The organism is Paenibacillus sp. LHD-117 (genome assembly GCF_030929555.1).
GTDB lineage: Bacteria > Bacillota > Bacilli > Paenibacillales > Paenibacillaceae > Pristimantibacillus.
The window spans coordinates 172,568-193,153 of sequence record NZ_JAVFVT010000005.1; the positions used below are offsets into that span (position 1 = coordinate 172,568).

Below are 20,586 nucleotides of genomic sequence, written 5' to 3' on the forward strand. Positions count from 1 at the left end.
GCGAAGGTTTTTGCTTTTTCCGTCTTCTATATTCAGCTTTCAATTTCCGATTCCTGCCTCCTGATGCCTGTTGCGTCAATCGATCAGCTCGTAGCTGACGAAGGCAATCCGCGAGCTGTCCGGCGACCATGAATTTACGTTGATCGTGCCTTGTCCGCCGAAGAGCTTCGCCAGGACGCGGTATTCGCCGCCCGCGCTGGGCATCGCACGTAGTTCGACGTGTTTGTTCGGCGGATGGTCTCCGGGCGCGACATCTCCCTTGCGGTACGCGATGTAGACCACCGTCTCCCCGTCGGGCGACAGATGCGGGAACCAGCTGTTGCTTTCGTCGAACGTCATCTGCGTCTGCTCGCTGCCGTCCGTTCTCATCCGCCAGATCTGCATCAGTCCCGAGTGTACGGAGTTGAACCAAATGTAGCGGCCATCCGGCGAATATTCCGGACCGTCGTCAAGACCCGGCGCGTCGGTGAGCCGCGTTTCCACGCCGCCCGCTGCCGGGATCGCGTAAATATCGTATTCGCCGTTACGCTCGGCGCAATAGACAAGCGTGCTGCCGTCGGGCGACCAGCCATGCAGGTAGCTTGGTCCCAACGCCGTAATCAGCACCGGTTGGCCACCTGCAACAGGAAACACGTAGATCCGAGATTGCCCGTCTTCCTTCGTATGATGGCTGACCGCGATCTCCGAATGATCTGGCGAGAGGACATGGTCGTTATTGCACCGGTTCGCGTAGCCGGAATCGATCCGGCGGCTTTCCCTGGTCGCAAGGTCGAAGTCATATAGCGATCCCTCGCTGTTATAGATCAGCTTCTCGTCGCGCGTCCAATTGGGCGCTTCGATCAGCTTATCGAACGTCGCATGCACGGATCTTTCGCCAGTCCGCACATCCATCGTTTCGAGCAAACTTCTTACGTTCATCTCTCCATCTCTCCTTCTATTCGGCGAATCGTTCTACTCGGTTAGACGCAGCTTCTTGCCCTCCGCCCGCGCGCGCGCCCGATCGCCGTCCGCCCGCGGTCATCCCCCAAAACAGCCATCCGACCGCCGTCATGAGCAGCCCCGCGGCGATGAAGACGCCGCCTGCTCCCAAGTAGGCCGCGGCTGCCGCGCCAACCGACGGAGCGATCAGTATGGAACCCGTCTGAATGGCCGAGGCGGCTGCCGATACGGGCGCGATCGTATCGTCCGTCGTCTCCGTCTGCAGAATATAGGCGAACGGAACCGCGGCCTGCGCCCCGCTAATCCCAAGAAGCGCCCCGGCGAGCAGCCAGCCGCTCAGCGACACGGGCAGCCAGCCTTGTCCCGAGAGACCCACGAGCACAAGAATGAAGCCCGACAAACCGCCTGCCGCCGCCATCCGGGCAACCGGACTTCGCTTCCAGCCGTCCCAATGCCCGGCCGCAAGCGCTCCGACGACGCTTCCCGCTCCGACGACGCCGATCAACAGCCCGAATTGCTTCTCCGGCAGCCCCGCCTCCATAGCTAGGACGACGAAGAGGTTATCGTAAATAAAGATCAACGCGAACATGAGGCCCATAAAGAGGATGCCCGACTTCAGCAGCGGCTTCGTGGCCATGTCCGAGAGCGCCTGCCGCATGCCTCCGCGATCACCTGCGGAACCTCGTTCTTCCGTCTTCCACTCGGGCAGTCCCATTAGGACCAATGCGGACAACGCGTACAATCCGGCTCCGATCGCGAACGGTGCGCTGCCGCCTATCCATAACGCCGAGGCGCCGCCGACCATCGGCCCGATAATTTTGGTCAGATTGACCGATAACCCGCTTAGCGAGGAAGCCTGCGCAAGCTGACCGGCATCGACCAGCCGCTTCACCGCGCGCTGCCGGACGGGATCGAACACCGAACTGACGCTCATTTTCAAAAAAACCAGCGCCAGCATGAAGCCGAGCGAATTGGCCATGAGCATGGCGAGCACGATCGCGGCGCGCAGCAGATCGCATGAGATCAAAACCTTCCTGCCCGAGAACCTTCCCATCCTGACGCTGGCGAGCGGACCGATGACGGCCCATGGAATGCCGACGCATAACGAGAAGAGCGCCATCGCCATCGGCCCTTGACCCCATCCATATACGATAAGCGTACTAATCGCGATAAAATCCAGCCAGTTGGCAAAGTCGGATAACACCTGACCCGCGAACAACCGGCGAAAACCTTTCTCCTTCAGCGGCAACCACATTCGAGCAGCGGCAACAACCATGACGTATCCCTCCATCATCCGTTTCCTCTACCGTAACCACCTTCTGTCAGAGGAAGATCAGAGGAGCTCGCCTTCGCAAAAAAAGCGATGCAGCTGCCGCTTCATTTCGCTTCGTATTTCGTAAAGTCCCGTTCGGCTCAGCAGCCGATCCCAGTCGGCCGAGAACCGCCGTTGCACGTCCTCCCATCCCAATCGCCGCGAGAAATCGAGCACCGTACGCAAGCCATGCAGGGAGTGAAGAACGAATTACGACTGCTGAAGCACCTGCCTGCCCCGTTCCATCCACGCTTCGCCAACCTTTGGATCGGTTCGATACAGAAGCAGCCCCTTGAGCAAAAACAACTGCCCTTCTTCCCGCATGTACGGATACCGTTCCAGCTCCAGCTCGGCCTGCCTCAGCGCCGCTAGCTGCGCTTCTTCCTCTTCCGCATGCAGGGAATAGGCAAGTCTCAGATTCGCGCAATACGGGATAAGACCCTCCCAGCGCTGCTTGTGCACCTCTGCCGTTAACTGCTCCAAGCGCGCAGACGCTTGGACGTATTCGCCCCAATCCATCTGCAGTTGGACGATCATCATGGTCTCCAGCTCATTTTGCCATACCGGGGGAAGCGATCGCGCGCGAAGCGCGGCTTCAATATAGGGACGATTGTCCTCCGGCTCCAAATGCTGATACAGATACAGGAGAAGAAAAGCGCGCTCGCGGATGGAGCCGGCCGCCGGATCCACCGCGAACCGGACATCGCCTTCCATGGCTCGGATAAGCAAGCCGAACCCCGGATCGACGTCGAAGCCGAGCATCTCCTTGTTCTTGTACAAGGTAAGCAGCGCGTCCCCTCTTCCGTATCTTAAGTACATGTCCGCGATGCCCCGCATTTCTTCCGCAAAGCTCGGGAGCGCATGGAGTGGATTCGCCTTCGGCTCCGGCCGCTTCTGCGTGAACCGGTAGCCTACGCCCCTGACCGTCTCGATTCTCACATCGGACTCCCATATCGTAAGCTTCTTTCGAAGGCGGTAAATATGATCATCCACCGTCCGGTCGACGGGCGATTCCAGCTCCCACACCGCGTTAAGCAGCTGCTCGCGACTAAAGGTCTGGCTTTCATGGAGGCATAGAAAATCCAACAACGTATATTCCTTGGGCAGCAGCACGATCTCCTGGCCGCGGTAGGACACGGTGAGCTTGTCGCGATCGAACGCCAGCGCGGCTTGCATGACCAACTCTCCTTCCTTCGCCTTGTTGTAAGTAGCTCTATTATAAGAAAAACAATTGCACTGGATCAATCTATTCGCGAGACTGCAGCATAGCCCGAGGCCAGTACGAATGACAAGCGCTTAAAAAAGAAAAAGCAATTCCTATGATCGGGAATCGCTCTTTATCCTGCTATCGTTCTATCCAGAAATGATGAGCCTTCCTAAAGCTACTTCGCGGCAAACATCGCTTTCTTCAGCTCCTGGTTCCGCTCCGCGAAAACCTCGTTGTGGGAGGACACCATGCCGTAAGCATTGGCATCCGGTGCGATGTATTGTTTCGCTTTGTTGACGGCGTTGGCCGCGTCCTGGAAGGCGCCGGCGATCAAATGCAGCTTGCCGTCATGCGCCAGAATATCGCCTGCGGCGTATATCCCGGGAACCGAGGTTTCGCTCATCGACGTGCCGGCGATGCCCCACTCTTCATGCATCCGGATCTGCACCTCGCTCTTCTCGAGCAGATCCGAATCGCGTTCATAGCCGTGGTTAATGATAACTTCATCCACCGCCAGTTCGACTTCCGAGCCGTCGTCATGATTCTTGATCATGACCGTGCCGATCGCATCCTGCTCCGGCGTTGCGATCAGCTTGCCGATCGAAGTATTGAGCAGGACGCCTACCGAGCTCTTCATCAGCTTCGTCACTTCGGCTTCATGCCCTTTCAAGACATCCTTCCGATAAGTGAGGTACACCTTCTTCGCGATCGGCTCCAGCTCGTTCGCCCAGTCGATTGCCGCATTGCCGCCTCCCGAGATCAAGACGGTTTTGTCTTTGAACCGCGACAGCGACTTGACGGTGTAATGCAGATTCGATACCTCGAACCGGTCTGCGCCTTCGATATCGAGCTTCGTCGGCTTCAGAATGCCGCCTCCAACCGCCAGAATGACGGTACGGGAATAATGTTTCTCCCCCGAGGAAGTATGTAGGACGAACACGTTATCCTCGCCCCTCGAGATGGAAGTGACCTTCTCTCCCGTCACGACCTTCGGCGAGAACGTGAGCCCCTGCTGCACGAGCTGATGGATGAGTTGCTCGCCCGTAATCGGCGTCAACCCGCCGATATCCCAGATCATTTTCTCAGGGTACACATGAACCTTGCCGCCGAGCATCGGCTGGAACTCGATGATCTTCACCTTCATCTCGCGCAGCCCCGCATAGAACGCGGAGTAGAGACCCGCAGGCCCGGCGCCGATAACCGTCATGTCATATATCGTATCTATCGTCATTTTTCAAACTCCTTTTTCAAGGTTTATCCTGATCAAATCGTACCATAAATATATGAGAATGAAAATCATTATTGCACTTTGGACACAAAAAAGCCAGAATTCATTCCTCTCGGAACGACTCCGGCGTGTACTTGCACTTGTCTTCGTTTATGAGTTGGATTCGCCTTTGGAAAGCTGATCTTGGGCCATCCGGATCAATTCCTTCACCATCGAACCGCCGATCTTGCCTCCGATGTGTCCGGCGGACTCCGTCGACAGGTCTCCGTTCCCGTAAGGCTTAAGCGGTACGCCGAGCTCCTTCGCCACTTCGAACTTGACGTCATCCGGCCGATTCGGATCAACCTTGTAGCCTTCCCGTTTCATGACTTCCGCCTTGAACGCCTGCATGCCGCGCTCGGCTCCGGGCACCGCGTACTTTCGTCTTCTCGACACCTTCATCGCCCCTTCGCGTCTATTGCTTCTAAGTTGCCCGTCAACGCGACAATTGATGCAGGTTATTTGGATAGTTCGACGAATCCTTCGCCAAATACGTTTCTCACATCATGGATCGTCAGAAAAGCTTGCTTGTCGACCGACTTCACGATTTTTTTCAGCGTGCTTAGTTCTCCCCTGGTAATCACGATGTACAAAATATTTTTAGGTTCGTTCGTGTAGTTCCCGCGTCCGTAGAAGACCGTGACTCCCCGTTCCATAACCGTATTGACCCGATCCGCGATTAAATCGTGATGGTTCGAAACAATCATGACCGCCTTCTGCGCGTTCAGCCCTTCGATCATAAAGTCCATCACCTTAGTGCCGATGTAGAGCATGACGACCGTGAACAGCAGCCCTTGCACTTTGATAATGAAGACGGAAGCCAGAACGACGACCAAATCGATCGCGAGAAGCGCGTAGCTGGTATTCCAGTCCAGGTACTTGTTCATGATTTTGGCCAAAATCGTAGAGCCCGCCGTCGTTCCTCCTACCCGTATGATCAAGCCGAGGCCGATCCCGGTGAGCACCCCTCCGAAGATGGCGTTGATCATGAGGTCGTCGGTCTCTACCGTCCAGTGGCGCGTCAGATGCAGGAACAGAGAATTGAACAACACCGCCACCACGGTATAAATCGTAGTCGTCCGATCCAGGAACCGGTAGCCGATTGCCAGCAAGAACACATTGGCTATGAGGTTGACAAGACCCGGGGACCACCCAAGAAGATAATAGAGGATGATGGTGACGCCCGTGACGCCCCCTTCTCCCAAGTCGTTAGGAATGACGAATACATTGATCGCGACCGCGAACAACAACGAACCCGTGATCAACATGAGTATGTCTATCCATCGTTTGTTCATAGAACCATAATCCCTTCCTTGTCCGAAAAAAAACGAACACCGCAAGGTATCCGTTTGATTGCCGAATGACGCATCGGCGCTTTTTGAAATTGGGGTAAGCCAAAGCCGATTATAGCAGATGCTCCCGCTCGCGGGCAATGATCTTTTTTATGCTTTCGCGCTAAACCGCTTTGATTTCCAGCAGCTCGTACTTGATGATGCCGACGGGCGCGTTCACGTTGATGATGTCGCCTACCTTCTTGCCCATCAACTCTTGGCCCAGCGGACTTTCGTACGAAATTTTGTTATCCGCCACATCCGCTTCCGCCGGTCCGACGATTTGGTATTCGATCTTCTCGCTGAACTCGATATCATTGAGAATAACGACCGAACCTACGCTGACTTTGCCCGAGCTTAAGCTGCTCGCGTCTACCACGCGCGCGATCTTCAGCATTCTCTCGAGCTGCAGAATACGCGTCTCCATGAACGCTTGATCGTCCTTGGCCGAATGGTATTCGCTGTTTTCCTTGAGATCACCGTAGCTGATCGCTACCTTCAATCGCTGTGACAGCTCCTTCCGCTTGACCGTCTTCAGCTCTTCCAATTCATCTTCGATCTTCTTCAAACCTTCTGACGTTAAGATCAATTCTTCCTTGCTCATGATTGCAGCCTCCGCTTCCTTATCTATCCAATGATGCCTGACCCACATGGCTTCCTTCTTCTCCCGGCCGATCAGCCTACACCATAGTGTATCATAATTCCCGCCCCTACGCGGGGATGCGAGCTTCGTCCTCTCCATTGTTTCCGACCCGGCACTCGGTATACGTGGCTGCCTGAACGGAATAGCATGAAAGCCGGTGAGTGGCAGTCCGCTCATCCGGCTTGTACATCGCCCTCAAATTCGGTTGAGCTACAATGTACATGGAGTCGATCTAGCGGGATTTTCTCCTCTTAATTATCCGTAGAGACTATTGCCGAGCACGCAGCAGGAAAACTTCCCACTAAATCGACACATTGCAGGAGCAGAATGCTCCAGTAAACATATTAAGGGGAGGTTTTCCTGCTACTATTCTAAACGACCCGGCTGGAAGCCTTATTCTTGACGTTCCCCCTGCAGCCGGAATCATTCCTGGTCAAGCGCTACACATGGGGTGACGAGCTGGATGAAGAAGATGAGGATGGCGTTCCTAAAACGAAAACGAAAGCCCGTACAGCTCTTTTGGCGCTGTCCTAAAGAGGATTGCGAGAATTATAAGACACCATTAAAGTCCGTGCTAAAAAGAAGCTGGATATCCTCTGCGGCAAGTGTCACAAACGCTTTGTTTTTGTAGAGAGTCAAAATGAGGATGAGGATGAATATTTGTAAACCAATTATTCTCTTAGTCCATTATTTGATTTCGCTGATTAATGAATAACTAAAATGAATCTGGGGATTTTAGTGATTAGGAGGCGATGAGATTGCTAATTAAAACACTAATTCTCGGAAGTTTGCTTTTCACTAATTTATCAGAAGAACAACCGCATTTTATTTCAATTAAAAGTGAACCGCCAGTTATTAATAACTGGATTAATCTCAAACAAACAGACAGTTTAAAAATCAAACTCGAAACTTCTAACACCTCATTCATTAGTTTCAGCATAATCCCAACCGGAACAAATATAGACAGAGAATATACAAATATAGGCTCATTACAGGGAAATGAAAAAAATGAATGGGAATTCGAATGGGAACCACCGAAAGAATTAAATCTCCATCATCATCTGCTAATTAAAATTTGTAATGAGAATTACAGCAAATGCGAAGTGAATACTTTGAATATTCTTAAAGATGAATAAGAAAACTGTTCCTACGAGGGAACAGTTTTCTTTGGTTAGATACTCTATTAATATGTGAAAAAGACTAAATCAGCAACCTCTGTCGATCCCAAATAATAATAGTCAAGAATCCAATACATGTCTTTGTTTCTGTATATTATTGCCCCTGTATTGGGATCAGTAGTAGTTAATGGTTCGGCCCACCATCTTGACCCTTCCTGTTGCAATTCTCCTGTGTGCGCATCAAATGTTCCATTGTATTGTCCTAGAGCGTATCTTGCTAGAAATAATCTAACTACGTTGTTTCTTAAATCTCCCATTGCCAAATTACCTACAGCGTTAATTGCATCTGTTGTTCTACTTTTTTCTGTTTTGACATCAAACGCTTGATCTGGATAGGTGCCGGATGGGGCAATTCCGTCATTAAGAGCGTAATTACCAAGTGGGCTCAGCGGATTGTAAACAGCAAACCATGCATACATTTTTACTGCCATTGCACCTGACTTAAGTGCCTCCATTGGAGATATATAAGTCCATTCATTAACCAATGTGTTTTTAATGTAATAATAAAAGTCAACATCTACTATGCATCCAACTCCGATGCATTTGTAATGTGTCCAATTGGCATTTTTCATTAGTTTTACTTTTATCGTTGCCGGCCTTTCGAACTCATCGGCAGCTTGTACCGCTAAACCACTCATTTCCATTGTGGCCGCTGTGTTTTCTTCGTTTTCCACATCCAATTTAGCGTTTGTTTTAAGAATTTTATTGCTACGATTCAGATAATCCCCTTTAAATCGTTCTCGATATTGCTTCACCCAATTCTGCTCATCAGATGTATTAAACCCTTGATTATCACCCACAATGTTATCTACTGGCGCCACTGAATATTGAGCAATTCTCCATTCGCCATCTTCCATTACTACTGCCACGAAAATGTAGTTAATACCATTCATATTCATTTCAGATTCAGCAGTAACTTTGTAATCTACTGCCACATAGAAGAAATGAACATTATTGTATTGGGCCGTTATAGCATCGAAGTACGGAGTGTAGTTCTGAGCTGCTGTATGATCCAACTCTTTGTACCCTTTGAGCTTTGCTTTCTTAACACCTAAAATTCCAGTACCTTCATTTTCTTTATTTTGAATAAATAAGGAAAACTCCTCCTTCATCGGTTTTACAAAATAGTTTAGCGATTCGGAGTAGTTATTCTTGTCAATCTCAGCGAGAAAGTTTTCAACGGACGTAAATGGATCATTGTCACTTTTTCCTTCTGCAGCTACCATGTTTAAAGAAGAAAATGCCATGATGATAATTAACATGCTGAGTACCGAGATTCTGAACTGTCTGAACAGAATAATCACTCTCCTTAATTATAAAATATTTACATCGATTCCAATAATAAATTATATAAAGTGCGTTCTACAATAGTTAAAAAGAACCATTATTTCCATAAAAGGTTTCAGAATTTGATGAATATTGTTGCCCGATAAAAAGTTGAGACTGAACAAAATCACCTTGCGGTGACTTATCGTTATACCTTATGGTAGTCATACTTTACGATGCGATACTCTGCGATTGCTGGGCTCGCCAAATAACGGCCAATATACTTGGCCGCTCCACCGGCATCCTTCATTCGTTGTTCGGCGTTGACATAAAAACCATGCTTGTATCGACTGTACAGTTAGTTTACCAGCTCTTTCACCTTCGCATCGTCGGGATACCACTTCAGCATTAAATCCATAAGCAGTTTCTGCCATGACTTTCTCAAGTAACACTCTTCCGCTGCTTATGGCGATCTAATGCACCATCCGTAACCAATGCATGAATATGCGGATTAAACTTTAGATCCCTGCCAAGCGTATGAATGACCGTAATGATGCCCAATTCATACTGCTTGCTCTTATTTTTAGGGCGATATTAATATTGGATGACCTTCGCCACTTCTTTACTCAGTTCGTTTAGACGGTTGCGATTCTCAAAGAAATATTTCCTCAACTCTTTCAATACAGTAAATACGGTATGGCGATGAAAGACATTTAAGATCCTCTCCTGCTGTTTTCTGGCCAGTCATCAGTGTATTTCTTCCTACATCCATGACAAAAACGGCTCTTGCAAGTAACGCAAATGAGGACTGGCTCAGGCTTACCTTTTTTACATCCCATACACTCGTACCTCGCATTTCCCATATCCTTGCGCCACATCGCATTGCCCTCTTTACTGCATCCTGTATGGCTGTTTGCAATTCCTTTTAGAAGTGATTCGCATAAAGCTCCCAAAAGCCTTGAAAGTGATCCTTTAGAATTTGTTTGCCTACTCCGCGTTTCTTCCATGTCTCTTGGTTACCCTTATTTTTTCGACGTACTTATCCACAATTCTTAGAGTTTCATAATTTCCTAAACAATAATAAAACGTCCCGACTCCACCTCATGCGGTGGAGTCGGGACGTTCTTCGTCTCTAGTAAAGATAATAGGGCAGCGCATTAGACTTGTCTAGACGTTGGCTCGTAAGGTTATATAAGGCGAAAGAACGATCACATAAAAATAATACAAAGTATTACTTAGCCATACGAGGCATGTCTGCATTTTGAAATAAACCCACTTGATGCTGCAGCTTTCGGCGTCCAACACCTCTTTATATACGCATTACTTGGCATCACTTAGGCGTATTCGCAGTAATATTCAGTAATACTAAGTGAGGCAATGAGTTCCCAAATATGTCTTAGCGTTATCTAGTATTACTTAGTGATGCTAGATAATGTAACAATGCCAGATGCGGCTCGATTGCACGCAAAAAAACGAGGGCGCGGAATCTGCTCCGCACCCCCAGGGTCAGCTCCACGCCTCGATATCCTCCTCGTCCACTTCCTCCTCCTCGGCTGCCGCCTCCGCCTCTGAGGCAGCCTCTAGAGCTGCCGCTTCCGCTGCGACGGCGAGTTGCCGGGCGGCGATGAGCGCGGCCTGGATGGCCGCATCGCTTGCGCCCGCTTCCGACAACTGCCGCGCCATTGTTGCATCGTTTGCGCCTGCCTCCGACAACAGTCGCGCCATCGTCGATTCCCGCGCGGCTGTCGAATCTTGAAGCTCCGACAGCGAATTGTGCAATTCGCCCCGCGCAGCGGGTATAATCGCCTGCAAATTCCGGACGCCGTTCGACGAAATCTCTTTCTCTACCAAGTAGCGAAGGGAGTCCATCAGATTCGTCTGCGAATTCAGCCAGGACATGACCAGCGGGTTCTCGTTTTTTTTCGTTTTCAGGCTTATATTGTCGCCAGGAAGCTTCGTCTTCTTCATCTCGTTTCACCTGCCCGCATCCGTATAGGTGTATTCCGCGTCGCCGGACCCCGCGCAGGCGCGCGCGAGGTCCATACGACTTGCAACTATGCCGGTTGGACCGCCTTGCTCCGCAGCGCCTCGTAAATTTTGCCCCGGACAAAAGAATCCAGCCCCATTGCGTTCATTTTGACGGCATAGTCGGCCGGCACGTAGAGCAACTGAATTTCCCGCTCGTCGCACAGTTCCTTCAGATACGGATACAGAATGGACCTCATCAGGATGCTGCCGCCTCCGTAGACGCAGATCAGATCGACTTCGTTGCGCGCCTTCGTGAGCTGCCGCTTCGCCTGCTGCACGATCTGTTTCACTTGGCTCTCCAGCGGACGCCGCAGCGTACCGAGCGCTCTCGCGTGATATTTATGCTTCGTGTTTTTGATAACGTCACTAAAAAATTGCCTAGGACTATCGGGCAAATGAATCAGGCGGTTGAACTCCGGCAATGCCGCCTCGATGGCATATCCCGCTCCATGATGGCTGCCATGGACGAATTGGCGCAGGAATTTGTTCCCCTCCGTAATGGGATATTCCGTCGAACCGTCGCCGATGTCGACATGCAGAATGCGCTTGTCCTTAAAATAACTGCCGTTAAACTTGTTCTCCATGCCGTACGATTCGGAGAAATGGTCGAACAGCTCGCCCTGCCGCCAGTTCCCTTCCGCATCCTTCTGCAGCGTGAAAATGACCGGCGTCGCCTCGGGCACCACCTTCACGAACGGAAACGTAATTTTCACCGCCACGCGCTGAATGCCCAGATGGACGGTAACATGGTGAACGCCGTTCGTGAACCTGCGCTCGAACTTGGCGGCGGAGTCGTCCGTATGCTGCGTCACCGGCAGCGCCGTCGCCATATCGGCCTCGACATGGATCAGCTCGGGGATTCCCTTCTCTTCCTCATAGGCCTTCTGAACGGCTACGGCCGCGATCTGGGCCAGTGTGTTGACGATCGGCAATTCCATATCGCTCTTCAGATCGATTCCGATCTGTATATTATCCACAATCTCTCCGCTCTCGAGCGCGAACTTCCCGACGTAATACATGCCGGGTCTTGCAGCAGGCGAATCGATTGTCACGACGAGCTGATCCTGCAGCCCCTTCACGAAGCTCTCCGGCGTCTGCTCCTCCCGCCATGGCAGCTCATCTACCCTGCAATTCACGTTCGGCTGACCAATTAAACGACCGTCGATCATCAAATCATGTTCACTGTTCCCGTTATCGTTGCCTACGAAGAAATGATAGTTCATCTTGACACTCCTCCTCGGATTAGGTAATTGCCTGTTATTGCATCCATTCCAGCGCGACCGGGCATTCAGTATCCCTTAGTCATACTTTGCCATACGAAGTGTTAGCCGGCATCAAGCGGAAGTCCCATAGGCCATTAAGCTTTTCTCATTTGAAAATGTCGAATAATTTTATATCACTGGTCATCTTAATAATAACTCAAATATACCAATAAACTAAGGAGATCAAATAAGACAAGGCATGCGGGTTGTAACCTTTCAGAAATAATATTATACTAATGGTCATAATTATTGTATGAAATTACTTACCGGAGCTGAGCACTTTGAACCGTGAACAGAAAAAAAACGCAACCCGTCAAGCGATTATCGACGCCGCTTTGACATTATTCGCCGCGCACGGATACGCCGGAACGTCGGTGAATCAAATCGCGGAGGCCGCGGGCGTTGCCAAAGGAACGTTTTTTAATTATTTTGCCGGCAAGGAACAAGTATTGTGCGATATTCAGCATACGCTTGCGACGGAACACTTCGCTAAGCTCGAAGGCACGGAAGGGCCTATCCTTCCGCTTCTGCGCGAAGCGCTGATGGATATGATCCGGCAGCTGCCGGACGAGCGAACGCTCATGCTCGCCGTTATACAGATGAAGCTCCATTCCCCTGCCCTGTTAGAGCAGGAGCGTGCGGATACCGAAAATTTTATGCGCATGCTTACCGATATCGTCGCATACGCGCAGGAGCGCGGAGAGATCAGCCGCAGCCTGCCGGCCAAAGTTATTGCCGAATTGGCGGTACAGACGTATGACGGAGCCTTACTGTACTGGTGCAAGGGGTTTGGCGAAGAACGTCTGGTCAACCAGATGGCGATTAGCTTCGAGTTGTTTTTCCGGGGACTCGTTCCCGAGAAATAAGAGGTACTTGTAGGAATGTGGAATGACAGCATGGGAGAGGAGATCAAATGATGACGAAAACATTAACAAGCTCGGCGCAAGACAAAGTGCTTCGCCGTAGACTTGGCCATACCGACCTGCTGCTGTCCCCGCTGGGTCTTGGCTGCTGGCAATTCAGCAACGGCAATGGGTTGGTCGGGAAGTTCTGGCCGGTCCTGGCGCCGGAGGCAATGACCCGAATCGTAGAAACGAGCCTGCAAGGCGGCATCAATTGGTTCGATACGGCGGAAGTTTACGGGGGCGGCCAATCGGAGCTGCTGCTCGCGAGGACGCTGAAGCAGCTCGGCAGCGAAGAAGCCGAGCGCGCCTATATCGCGACCAAGTGGTGGCCGGTCTTCCGCACGGCAAGCAGCATCCCCGCCACAATCGACGAGAGGCTCCGTCTGCTGGACAACCGCACGATTCACCTGCACCAAGTCCATCAGCCTTACTCCTTCTCTTCGGTCGCAAGCGAGATGAAGGAAATGGCGAAGCTCGTCCAAGCGGGCAAAATCCGCCATGTCGGCGTCAGCAATTTCTCCGCGAAAAACATGCGCGAAGCCGATCGCATCCTGCGTGAACACGGGCTGCGCCTTGCTTCCAACCAGGTGAAGTACAACCTGCTGGACCGCTCGATCGAGCGCAACGGCATTCTCGATGCCGCGAAGGAGCTCGGCGTATCCATCATCGCTTACTCGCCGCTGGAGCAAGGATTGCTTAGCGGCAAGTACCATCGCAATCCCGAGCTAGTGAAGGCAATGTCCGGACCGCGCAAGTGGACGTCCGGCTTCCGCGCTACCGGCCTTCGGAAGACCTTGCCCCTCATCGAAGCGCTAGAGCAGCTTGGGGCGAAGTACGACGCATCCCCTACCCAGATCGCGCTGAATTGGCTGATCCACGGGAACGGCGACACCGTGTTCGCCATTCCGGGCGCCTCGAAGCCTCATCACGCTTCGGAGAACGTGCAAGCGATGCGCTTCGCGTTGACCGCGGCGGAGCTTCGTTCGCTCAGCGAGCTCTCAGAGCGCGCGAGAGTCTGAGACGAATAGCAAACAAACGACAAACGTCCCGGGACCCAGCCGCGATAACGGATGGATTCCGGGACGTATTATTTTGAACGAGCTATGTAATCCGTCTAGCTGCCTACATGCGCGTCGGGCGCCTTGTCCCCGATGAGATTCAGGCGAATGCCATGCTCCAGATACGCTTTCAACCCGCACAGGACGATCGTGAACCCTTCCGTCGAATCGGTCGCTTGATGCACAAGTTCGTCGCCGCTGCCTTCGAAGCCGTCGTTCACGATCGTCACGAACGTTGCGTCGTCGCCGCGCGGCGCGAACGTCCACTCCACTCGGCTGCCCCAATCGATGACGATGCGGCTGTTCTCTACGATCTCAAGGACATCGATATCCGCCGAAGCCCCGTATATCTCCCAGTCCCACTGGACGCGCGATCCCGCTTCCAGCTTCGCGCTGCCTTTGGTGAACCAGAACTGCGTCGTGATCGCTGGATCTACAAACGCCGTGAACACCTCGTTTACGGGCTTGCGAATGAGCATTTCAACTTTTACTATCGGTGCTTGGCTTAAGGTGGGCTCCATTGATGTTCCTCCCTTGGATATGAACACAACCCGGCAGGCTGTGCCAATTTTACGCAACATATCAATCCTTTATTCAGCTCGATTGTAGCACATTTCCAGACAAGCCCAAAACGTGCACGGCTGTCGCCTTCCTCCCACAGTGTGCAACAACAAGAATGTGGTTCTTTGGCTGCAAGGGAGTCCAAATTATACTTTAAGGGAATCTCCTCTTTAATATTGTATTCTGTTCATTTAATTAAATTGCGGTCAATGCAAGTTTCCTGACGAATTATTTTTGGTTAACTATACCTATTGAGGTAATTGTTAAATGTGTATATTGTTTTTGTTGTATAAAACAATCCCTATTGGAGGAATAATATGAGAAAAGTTATTATGATGTCTCTAATGTTTATTTTGTTATTGTCAAACTCATCAACTTCTTTCGCCTATGGTAATTCATTGTTTGTTGGAGGTGAGAGCACAGTATACCCAACGAGTCCAGTTCAACATGTTCAAGGGGCTAGAGCAACCATTACCACACCAAGTTCTTTTGTCAGCGTATCAAGTGGACAAATGACATCGGCATGGGTGGCTGTAGTGGGATCCAGTGGAAATCTTGCGCAAATGGGATTTGCAAGCGAACCATCCGTGACAAGTGTAAATCCACACTATTTTTTCGGGGTAATTGACACATCACAACCTCCTTTAAGTCAATATTCAGAAGTGATAGGTACGACGGGGCCATCAACATCAACTAGCATTACATTTACTGTGAAAAAAGAAAACGGGTCATGGAGAGCGTATCGAAGTAACAGCCCCACTTTTTTTGCGGGCACTAATACTAGTATTGGTCCGGACAGGGTGCAATATTATAATGAATCGTATGATGATGCACAAAAATGGTATGGTACTTCCAGTAGTAAGCTAAAATTTTCTGCGGTACAATTCTGGGATGGGAGTGCAAGTGCAAGTGCAAGTGATACTTCAAAATGGATTTGGAAAAAACCAAATATTCCTAATAATTACTTCTTTAATGAAGGAACTGGAACTTCACTTGACTATTCAACTTGGTCCTCTAGTTCGACTTGGACATCATGGAAGTAAAAAAAAAATGTTGAGGTGCTGAACTATGAAAAATAAACTAATGGTGTGGGTTGGTTTGTTTGTTATTCTTGTACTGGTTGGTGTAGTTATTTCAACTACAATATCTGCCGACCAATTTAGTGAGGACAGCTCTCCGCAAACGTCTGAGGTAAAGACAGAATTGAATCGAACATGGTTGCAAAAGCAGGGAATGACATTGGACATCCCCGCAGTCCAAGCAGGAATTTCTGAAGATGAAGCTATCAGACTTGCGTCTGCGTATTGTGATGTTATTGCACCTAAAGCATCAAAGGTTTCTGCTGAATATCATTTGATGACATATCAAAATTGGGGAGAGTTTTCAGAGGCTGCTTTATCAAAAAATGATCAACTACGGAAGGATGGTTATCTTAATAAAACTCCAATTTACATTGTGAATTATAAAGGTATCAAAGTTCCTTCCTTAGGTGGTCAAATTAGGGGAGGTAAAGCTGAGAAGGTAATATTTACAGAAAAAAACGTTGTCTTAGATGCAAAATCTGGGGAGATTCTTTTCACATTCAGTTATAAATAAAGCGAAACCTTATTCATAGCAATTTCGCAAAAAACTCCGATTCGTAATTATTCGGAGTTTTTTGCATCTAGCTCAGGTTAAGTATCGTAAGCACTGTGCGGTATACCAATTCCAATTTCTAGCCACTTCAATCTCATTAAGTTTCGAAATTTCTATATTTTGTAAACAACACATCGTGCTTTTCTTTAGACATTCGACCTAAGCCCGATAAAGTTATTCGATAAGCTGTCGAAACTGGTCTCTCACGGCGTAAGTATGAGGGCTTTTGTAAGAAAAACGAAGAAATCATTAAGACCAAAACGGAGAATGATTTAGTCATATTGGTGATTTTCGAAATGTAAAGATTATCATTGATTGACTCAACGGCAGATCATTCGTAGTTGAACTAAATCATTTATTATCCACATTGTTTAAAGAAATGCAACATTTTCTTGTCGCAATTTAAGGCGAAACTGCAATGCGACCAAATTCATGACGTGAAAAGGACTAGATGTCACTGCACACGCAGGAATTGCCAACGTTTCACGGTGAATGCGCTATTTCGTAAAAACAGGCCGATCATTGGCGTTTTTATGCCAAACAGGCTCCCATAGCTTCGGTTCGTTAGGCCAAGCCCGGCGGATCCCCTGCCCCCTCCGCCACAACCTTCGGCATCGTCAGCGTCACCGTCGTTCCGACGGCCGGCTCGCTCTCGATCCTCAAGCCGTATTCGTTGCCGAAGCTGTACCGGATCCGTTCGTCCACATTGGAAATGCCGATGTTGGATAACCGGCCGTCCGACGAGGATTTCCCCCTCCCCTGGAGAAGCTTGTTGACCGTGTCTTGGCCCATCCCCTTGCCGTTATCCTCGATCGTGATCTGGAGCGTGTCGCCTTCCAGCCTGCAGCGGATCCGAATGAGCAGATTATGCGAGATCCCCTCCTGGCCATGGATAATCGCGTTCTCGACGATCGGCTGCAAAATAAACTTCGGAGCCAAACAACCCCCGGCTTCGTCCTCCGTCTCGATCGAAACATCGAACGTCGAGCCGTACCGGATTTTCTGAATTTCGACGTAGTTGTCGATGTAGCGCAGCTCTTCCTTGATCGTCACGTATTCCTTTTTGTCCACGATCGTGCCCCGCAGCAGCTCCGCGAGCGCGCTTAATCCGACGCTGACGCTCTCTGCCTGGCTGAGCTGCGCCGTCCACTTGAGCGAATTGAGCGTATTGAACAGGAAATGCGGATTGATCTGGGCTTGCAGCATCTGCAGCTCGATTTCCCGCTTCTGCCGCTGCTCCGTCTTCGTCTGTTCGATAAGCGCGTTGATTTTGTCCACCATGACGTTAAATTTGTCCGACAAATAGCCGATTTCGTCCTTGCTTCGGTCATCGATCGACGTATTCAGATTGCCCCGGATGATGCGCGACGTCTGTTCGACCAGCGCGGTGAGCGGCCGGTAGATCGAGTTGGATATCAATAAGGCCAAAGATAACGACACGATGACAAGCACGCCGCACAGCCACAAAATATTGCGCTGTATATACCTCGTCTCATGGCTTAAGTACCGATCGGGAATCGTGCTGACCAAATACCAGTCCGAATAAATATCGTAGCCGTACGCGATCAGCTGTCGGCTGCCTTCGCTCTCGGCCATGAAGGCTCTCTCCGAGGCCGCTTCGTGCTGCCGGATGAGCGGCATCAATTGCGCGTCGGCATAGGGCTCGTGCATTGCGATGTCGGGATTCCGGCTGGAGACGACCGTCCCTTCGCCGTCGAGAATAAACACGTCCGTCCCCTCGCCCATATCGATATCCGCGTATAGCTGCTGCGAATACAGAGATTCGCTGATGCTGACGAAGATGTACCCGAGCGGGTTGTTCCAGTCGTCCAGCGAATTGATTTTCCTGGCGATGACCAGACAAGGTTCGCCTTGCTCGGTCGTCAAATAAGACCACTGATCGCTCCCGTCCGCCTCGTCGATCAGCTCCTTGAGCCGCGCGAAAGCCGATTCGCCGATCGAATTGTAGCCCATGTCGTAAATGACGGTGGCATCCGTGGCCATGATCCGCACGTTTCGAATGTTTTGAAGCAGCTCGAGCTTGTCGCTCAGCAGCGTGTTAATGTACACGCTCATGTCCCTTTTGGCGAATTCGTCGAGCGAGGCATAATCCTTGGCGAATTGCTGGACCCGCGCGTTCAGCATGATGGAATCGCTGAGGCCGATATATTTTTTGTTCTCGAGCTGCGCATTCTTGAGCAATTGCTTCATGATTTCCGCCGAATACGTGGTGATCTTGGACCCGATGGCTTCGCTCGCCTTCATGTAAGAGTAGATGCCGGACAACACGATCGGCACCGTCGTCAATAACAGCAAGGCGACGATTAATCTCGACTTGATTTTCGTATTCCGAAGCAGCCTGTACAATCCGGGAAACCATCGCATGTCCGAACCTCTCCCTCGTCAACTTCCTCTATCAAAACTGTCGCACAGATGCTTGCGAGTTTGCAAGCCATAAGTTGCCCGCCTCATCTCCTCTTGCAATCTATCATTGCGTTTCTCGCAAGATTGCCCTTATAGTAAAAGGGAAATCCGACTCTGGAGGTCATGCGTCATGATGCTGAAGAAGAACGCCGCGCTCGGAATCCTTCTGATGGTTTCCCTCGTTTGGCTGACCGGCTGCGAACTGGCGGGAACGACACCCGAATCCTCGCCGGAGACGATGAAGAACGCCGCAACCGGCTTCGCGAACAAAGAATTACATATCGCGGTCTTTGAAGGCGCTTACGGAAAGTCGTATTGGGAGGCCGTCGTCCAGCGCTTCGAGGCCGATTATCCGGGAGTCAACGTGACCTTGATCGCCAATCCCAAAATCATGGACGTCATCAAACCGATGAACGTGTCCGGCAATCCTCCCGACTTCCTTTATGCGCCGTTCACGGAAAGCACCAACACGGTCCGCACGATGATCGCCAGCAACTCTTTTATGGATTTGACGGGGTTATTCGACACCAAAGCGCTCGGCAAGGACGTTCCTTTGAAAGACATCATGATGGACGGCATTCTGGAATATACCAAACCTTACGGCGACGGCAAAATCTACATGGCCCCCAATTACGTGACAACGGAGGGGCTTTGGTACAATAAGACGCTCTTCGAGCAAAAGGGATGGAAGCCTCCCCGGACCTGGGACGAATTCTGGGCGCTCGGCGATTCGGCGGCGCACGAGGGCATCTCGCTGTTTACGTACCCCGGCATCTATCCCGGCTATGTCGGCTCCATGCTTTGGTCTGCCATCGCTTCGGCGGGCGGCCTGGATGATCTGACCGCGATCACGAACTACGAGAAGGGCTCCTTCGGGTCGGAATCCGTCAAGAAGGTGCTCGACCAATTGAAGAAAATGGCCGATCGGGAAGCGCTAATGCCCGGAACGGTCGCGCTGAACCATACGCAAGCGCAGACGGAGTTTCTAAAGAACAAAGCGCTTTTCATACCGAACGGCAGCTGGTTCGAAGGCGAGATGAAAGATATTCCGCGCGCGCCTGGCTTCGAATTCGGGTTTCTTCCGTCGCCGACATTCGGACCGGACGATCAGCAATACGCGCGGATCAGCTTCGAGGCGATGTTTATTCCGAAGAAAGCCAAAAACAAGGAATTGGCGATGGAATTCATCAAATATCAGTACCGGGACGACATCATTCGGTTAAACGCCGAGAAGTCCACGGGCGTCATCGCCGTCAAGAACGGCGCCGAGCTGGCGAAGGACGTCCTGCCCGCATCGGTCTACGATGCGGCGACTGTTTTCGAGCGAGGCGTGAAGCCGTTCATGTTCGAATGGAAGGTGACGCCGCCGACGGCGTTTAATATTACCGACGAGGTATTCAATCCGACCAACAACATCATGAAAGGTGATATGTCCGTCGACCAATGGATCGATCACGTGGACAAAACGTTCGCCAAGCTCAGAGATCTGCTCGACAAAGTCGAATAACCGCGAAACGCCAATCGATTGGATTGGCGTTCTTTTTTTTAAATATAAGAAAGTATAAGTTTT

Annotated in this window: 20 protein-coding genes; 6 read left to right on the plus strand and 14 right to left on the minus strand. The window is 50.7% G+C overall.

Annotation, left to right across the window (positions count from 1 at the left end; all coding sequences use genetic code 11):
- Window positions 1-75: 75 nt before the first annotated feature.
- The 7 genes from RB620_RS05465 to greA form a co-directional block, all read right to left on the minus strand.
- A complete protein-coding gene (locus RB620_RS05465; RefSeq protein ID WP_308092558.1) occupies window positions 76-918 on the minus strand; it encodes a TolB family protein in 843 nt (280 codons plus the stop codon).
- A 16-nt stretch (window positions 919-934) separates the two neighbouring features.
- Window positions 935-2,233 carry an MFS transporter gene (locus RB620_RS05470; protein ID WP_308092560.1) on the minus strand — a complete coding sequence of 433 codons (1,299 nt, stop codon included), beginning with the start codon at window positions 2,231-2,233 and terminating at the stop codon, window positions 935-937.
- A 228-nt stretch (window positions 2,234-2,461) separates the two neighbouring features.
- Window positions 2,462-3,427, minus strand: a complete 966-nt coding sequence (locus RB620_RS05475) for a winged helix-turn-helix domain-containing protein (protein WP_308092562.1) — start codon at window positions 3,425-3,427, stop codon at window positions 2,462-2,464.
- 206 nt (window positions 3,428-3,633) lie between these two features.
- A complete protein-coding gene (locus RB620_RS05480; protein ID WP_308092564.1) occupies window positions 3,634-4,689 on the minus strand; it encodes an NAD(P)/FAD-dependent oxidoreductase in 1,056 nt (351 codons plus the stop codon).
- A gap of 147 nt (window positions 4,690-4,836) precedes the next feature.
- Window positions 4,837-5,121: an alpha/beta-type small acid-soluble spore protein gene (locus tag RB620_RS05485; protein WP_374121363.1), complete on the minus strand. Its 285-nt coding sequence runs from the start codon at window positions 5,119-5,121 to the stop codon at window positions 4,837-4,839.
- A gap of 62 nt (window positions 5,122-5,183) precedes the next feature.
- The gene (locus RB620_RS05490) at window positions 5,184-6,020 is read right to left on the minus strand and encodes a YitT family protein (protein WP_308092567.1); all 837 of its coding nucleotides are present in this window, start codon (window positions 6,018-6,020) and stop codon (window positions 5,184-5,186) included.
- Between the two features lie 160 nt (window positions 6,021-6,180).
- On the minus strand, window positions 6,181-6,660 hold the full coding sequence (gene greA / locus RB620_RS05495) for a transcription elongation factor GreA (protein ID WP_308092569.1): 480 nt from the start codon (window positions 6,658-6,660) through the stop codon (window positions 6,181-6,183).
- A gap of 791 nt (window positions 6,661-7,451) precedes the next feature.
- Between greA and RB620_RS05500 the strand changes: the two genes are divergently transcribed.
- Window positions 7,452-7,835, plus strand: coding sequence for a hypothetical protein (locus RB620_RS05500; protein ID WP_308092571.1), 384 nt, complete (start codon window positions 7,452-7,454; stop codon window positions 7,833-7,835).
- A 47-nt stretch (window positions 7,836-7,882) separates the two neighbouring features.
- On the opposite strand, the gene RB620_RS05505 is transcribed toward RB620_RS05500, so the two are convergent.
- The 5 genes from RB620_RS05505 to RB620_RS05515 all read right to left on the minus strand — a co-directional run bounded on the left by RB620_RS05505 (window position 7,883) and on the right by RB620_RS05515 (window position 12,394).
- Complete coding sequence (locus RB620_RS05505) at window positions 7,883-9,181, minus strand: hypothetical protein (RefSeq protein WP_308092572.1); 1,299 nt, start codon at window positions 9,179-9,181, stop codon at window positions 7,883-7,885.
- A gap of 170 nt (window positions 9,182-9,351) precedes the next feature.
- Window positions 9,352-9,501 (minus strand): transposase, encoded by a 150-nt coding sequence (locus tag RB620_RS30270; RefSeq protein ID WP_374121367.1) that lies wholly within the window; start codon window positions 9,499-9,501, stop codon window positions 9,352-9,354.
- 83 nt (window positions 9,502-9,584) lie between these two features.
- Window positions 9,585-9,704: a transposase gene (locus RB620_RS30275; protein ID WP_374121364.1), complete on the minus strand. Its 120-nt coding sequence runs from the start codon at window positions 9,702-9,704 to the stop codon at window positions 9,585-9,587.
- Window positions 9,705-10,649: 945 nt separating this feature from the next.
- Window positions 10,650-11,111 carry a hypothetical protein gene (locus RB620_RS05510; RefSeq protein ID WP_308092573.1) on the minus strand — a complete coding sequence of 154 codons (462 nt, stop codon included), beginning with the start codon at window positions 11,109-11,111 and terminating at the stop codon, window positions 10,650-10,652.
- An 86-nt stretch (window positions 11,112-11,197) separates the two neighbouring features.
- The gene (locus tag RB620_RS05515) at window positions 11,198-12,394 is read right to left on the minus strand and encodes a ParM/StbA family protein (RefSeq protein WP_308092575.1); all 1,197 of its coding nucleotides are present in this window, start codon (window positions 12,392-12,394) and stop codon (window positions 11,198-11,200) included.
- A 320-nt stretch (window positions 12,395-12,714) separates the two neighbouring features.
- Between RB620_RS05515 and RB620_RS05520 the strand changes: the two genes are divergently transcribed.
- On the plus strand, window positions 12,715-13,299 hold the full coding sequence (locus RB620_RS05520) for a TetR/AcrR family transcriptional regulator (protein ID WP_308092576.1): 585 nt from the start codon (window positions 12,715-12,717) through the stop codon (window positions 13,297-13,299).
- A 50-nt stretch (window positions 13,300-13,349) separates the two neighbouring features.
- A complete protein-coding gene (locus tag RB620_RS05525; RefSeq protein WP_308092578.1) occupies window positions 13,350-14,357 on the plus strand; it encodes an aldo/keto reductase in 1,008 nt (335 codons plus the stop codon).
- Between the two features lie 95 nt (window positions 14,358-14,452).
- Here RB620_RS05525 and RB620_RS05530 read toward each other — a convergent pair whose 3' ends face one another.
- Window positions 14,453-14,917, minus strand: coding sequence for an SRPBCC family protein (locus tag RB620_RS05530; RefSeq protein ID WP_308092580.1), 465 nt, complete (start codon window positions 14,915-14,917; stop codon window positions 14,453-14,455).
- A gap of 357 nt (window positions 14,918-15,274) precedes the next feature.
- Here RB620_RS05530 and RB620_RS05535 point away from each other — a divergent pair, with 357 nt between their 5' ends.
- Complete coding sequence (locus tag RB620_RS05535; protein ID WP_308092582.1) at window positions 15,275-16,000, plus strand: hypothetical protein; 726 nt, start codon at window positions 15,275-15,277, stop codon at window positions 15,998-16,000.
- A gap of 25 nt (window positions 16,001-16,025) precedes the next feature.
- On the plus strand, window positions 16,026-16,553 hold the full coding sequence (locus RB620_RS05540; RefSeq protein ID WP_308092584.1) for a hypothetical protein: 528 nt from the start codon (window positions 16,026-16,028) through the stop codon (window positions 16,551-16,553).
- 603 nt (window positions 16,554-17,156) lie between these two features.
- Here the strand turns inward: RB620_RS05540 and RB620_RS05545 are convergent.
- Window positions 17,157-18,977, minus strand: a complete 1,821-nt coding sequence (locus RB620_RS05545; protein ID WP_308092586.1) for a cache domain-containing sensor histidine kinase — start codon at window positions 18,975-18,977, stop codon at window positions 17,157-17,159.
- Between the two features lie 169 nt (window positions 18,978-19,146).
- Between RB620_RS05545 and RB620_RS05550 the strand changes: the two genes are divergently transcribed.
- Entirely contained in the window at window positions 19,147-20,523 is a 1,377-nt protein-coding gene (locus tag RB620_RS05550; RefSeq protein ID WP_308092588.1) for a carbohydrate ABC transporter substrate-binding protein, read from the plus strand.
- Window positions 20,524-20,586: the final 63 nt, after the last annotated feature.

Coding starts and splice junctions, on each gene's coding strand:
- RB620_RS05515 (WP_308092575.1), bottom strand. CDS start 12,394: ATGAACTATCATTTCTTCGTAGGCAACGATAACGGGAACAGTGAACAT.
- RB620_RS05510 (WP_308092573.1), bottom strand. CDS start 11,111: ATGAAGAAGACGAAGCTTCCTGGCGACAATATAAGCCTGAAAACGAAA.
- RB620_RS05490 (WP_308092567.1), bottom strand. CDS start 6,020: ATGAACAAACGATGGATAGACATACTCATGTTGATCACGGGTTCGTTG.
- RB620_RS05465 (WP_308092558.1), bottom strand. CDS start 918: ATGAACGTAAGAAGTTTGCTCGAAACGATGGATGTGCGGACTGGCGAA.
- RB620_RS05525 (WP_308092578.1), top strand. CDS start 13,350: ATGACGAAAACATTAACAAGCTCGGCGCAAGACAAAGTGCTTCGCCGT.
- RB620_RS05540 (WP_308092584.1), top strand. CDS start 16,026: ATGAAAAATAAACTAATGGTGTGGGTTGGTTTGTTTGTTATTCTTGTA.
- RB620_RS05545 (WP_308092586.1), bottom strand. CDS start 18,977: ATGCGATGGTTTCCCGGATTGTACAGGCTGCTTCGGAATACGAAAATC.
- RB620_RS05535 (WP_308092582.1), top strand. CDS start 15,275: ATGAGAAAAGTTATTATGATGTCTCTAATGTTTATTTTGTTATTGTCA.
- RB620_RS05475 (WP_308092562.1), bottom strand. CDS start 3,427: ATGCAAGCCGCGCTGGCGTTCGATCGCGACAAGCTCACCGTGTCCTAC.
- RB620_RS05470 (WP_308092560.1), bottom strand. CDS start 2,233: ATGATGGAGGGATACGTCATGGTTGTTGCCGCTGCTCGAATGTGGTTG.
- greA (WP_308092569.1), bottom strand. CDS start 6,660: ATGAGCAAGGAAGAATTGATCTTAACGTCAGAAGGTTTGAAGAAGATC.
- RB620_RS05500 (WP_308092571.1), top strand. CDS start 7,452: ATGAGATTGCTAATTAAAACACTAATTCTCGGAAGTTTGCTTTTCACT.
- RB620_RS05480 (WP_308092564.1), bottom strand. CDS start 4,689: ATGACGATAGATACGATATATGACATGACGGTTATCGGCGCCGGGCCT.
- RB620_RS05550 (WP_308092588.1), top strand. CDS start 19,147: ATGATGCTGAAGAAGAACGCCGCGCTCGGAATCCTTCTGATGGTTTCC.
- RB620_RS05530 (WP_308092580.1), bottom strand. CDS start 14,917: ATGGAGCCCACCTTAAGCCAAGCACCGATAGTAAAAGTTGAAATGCTC.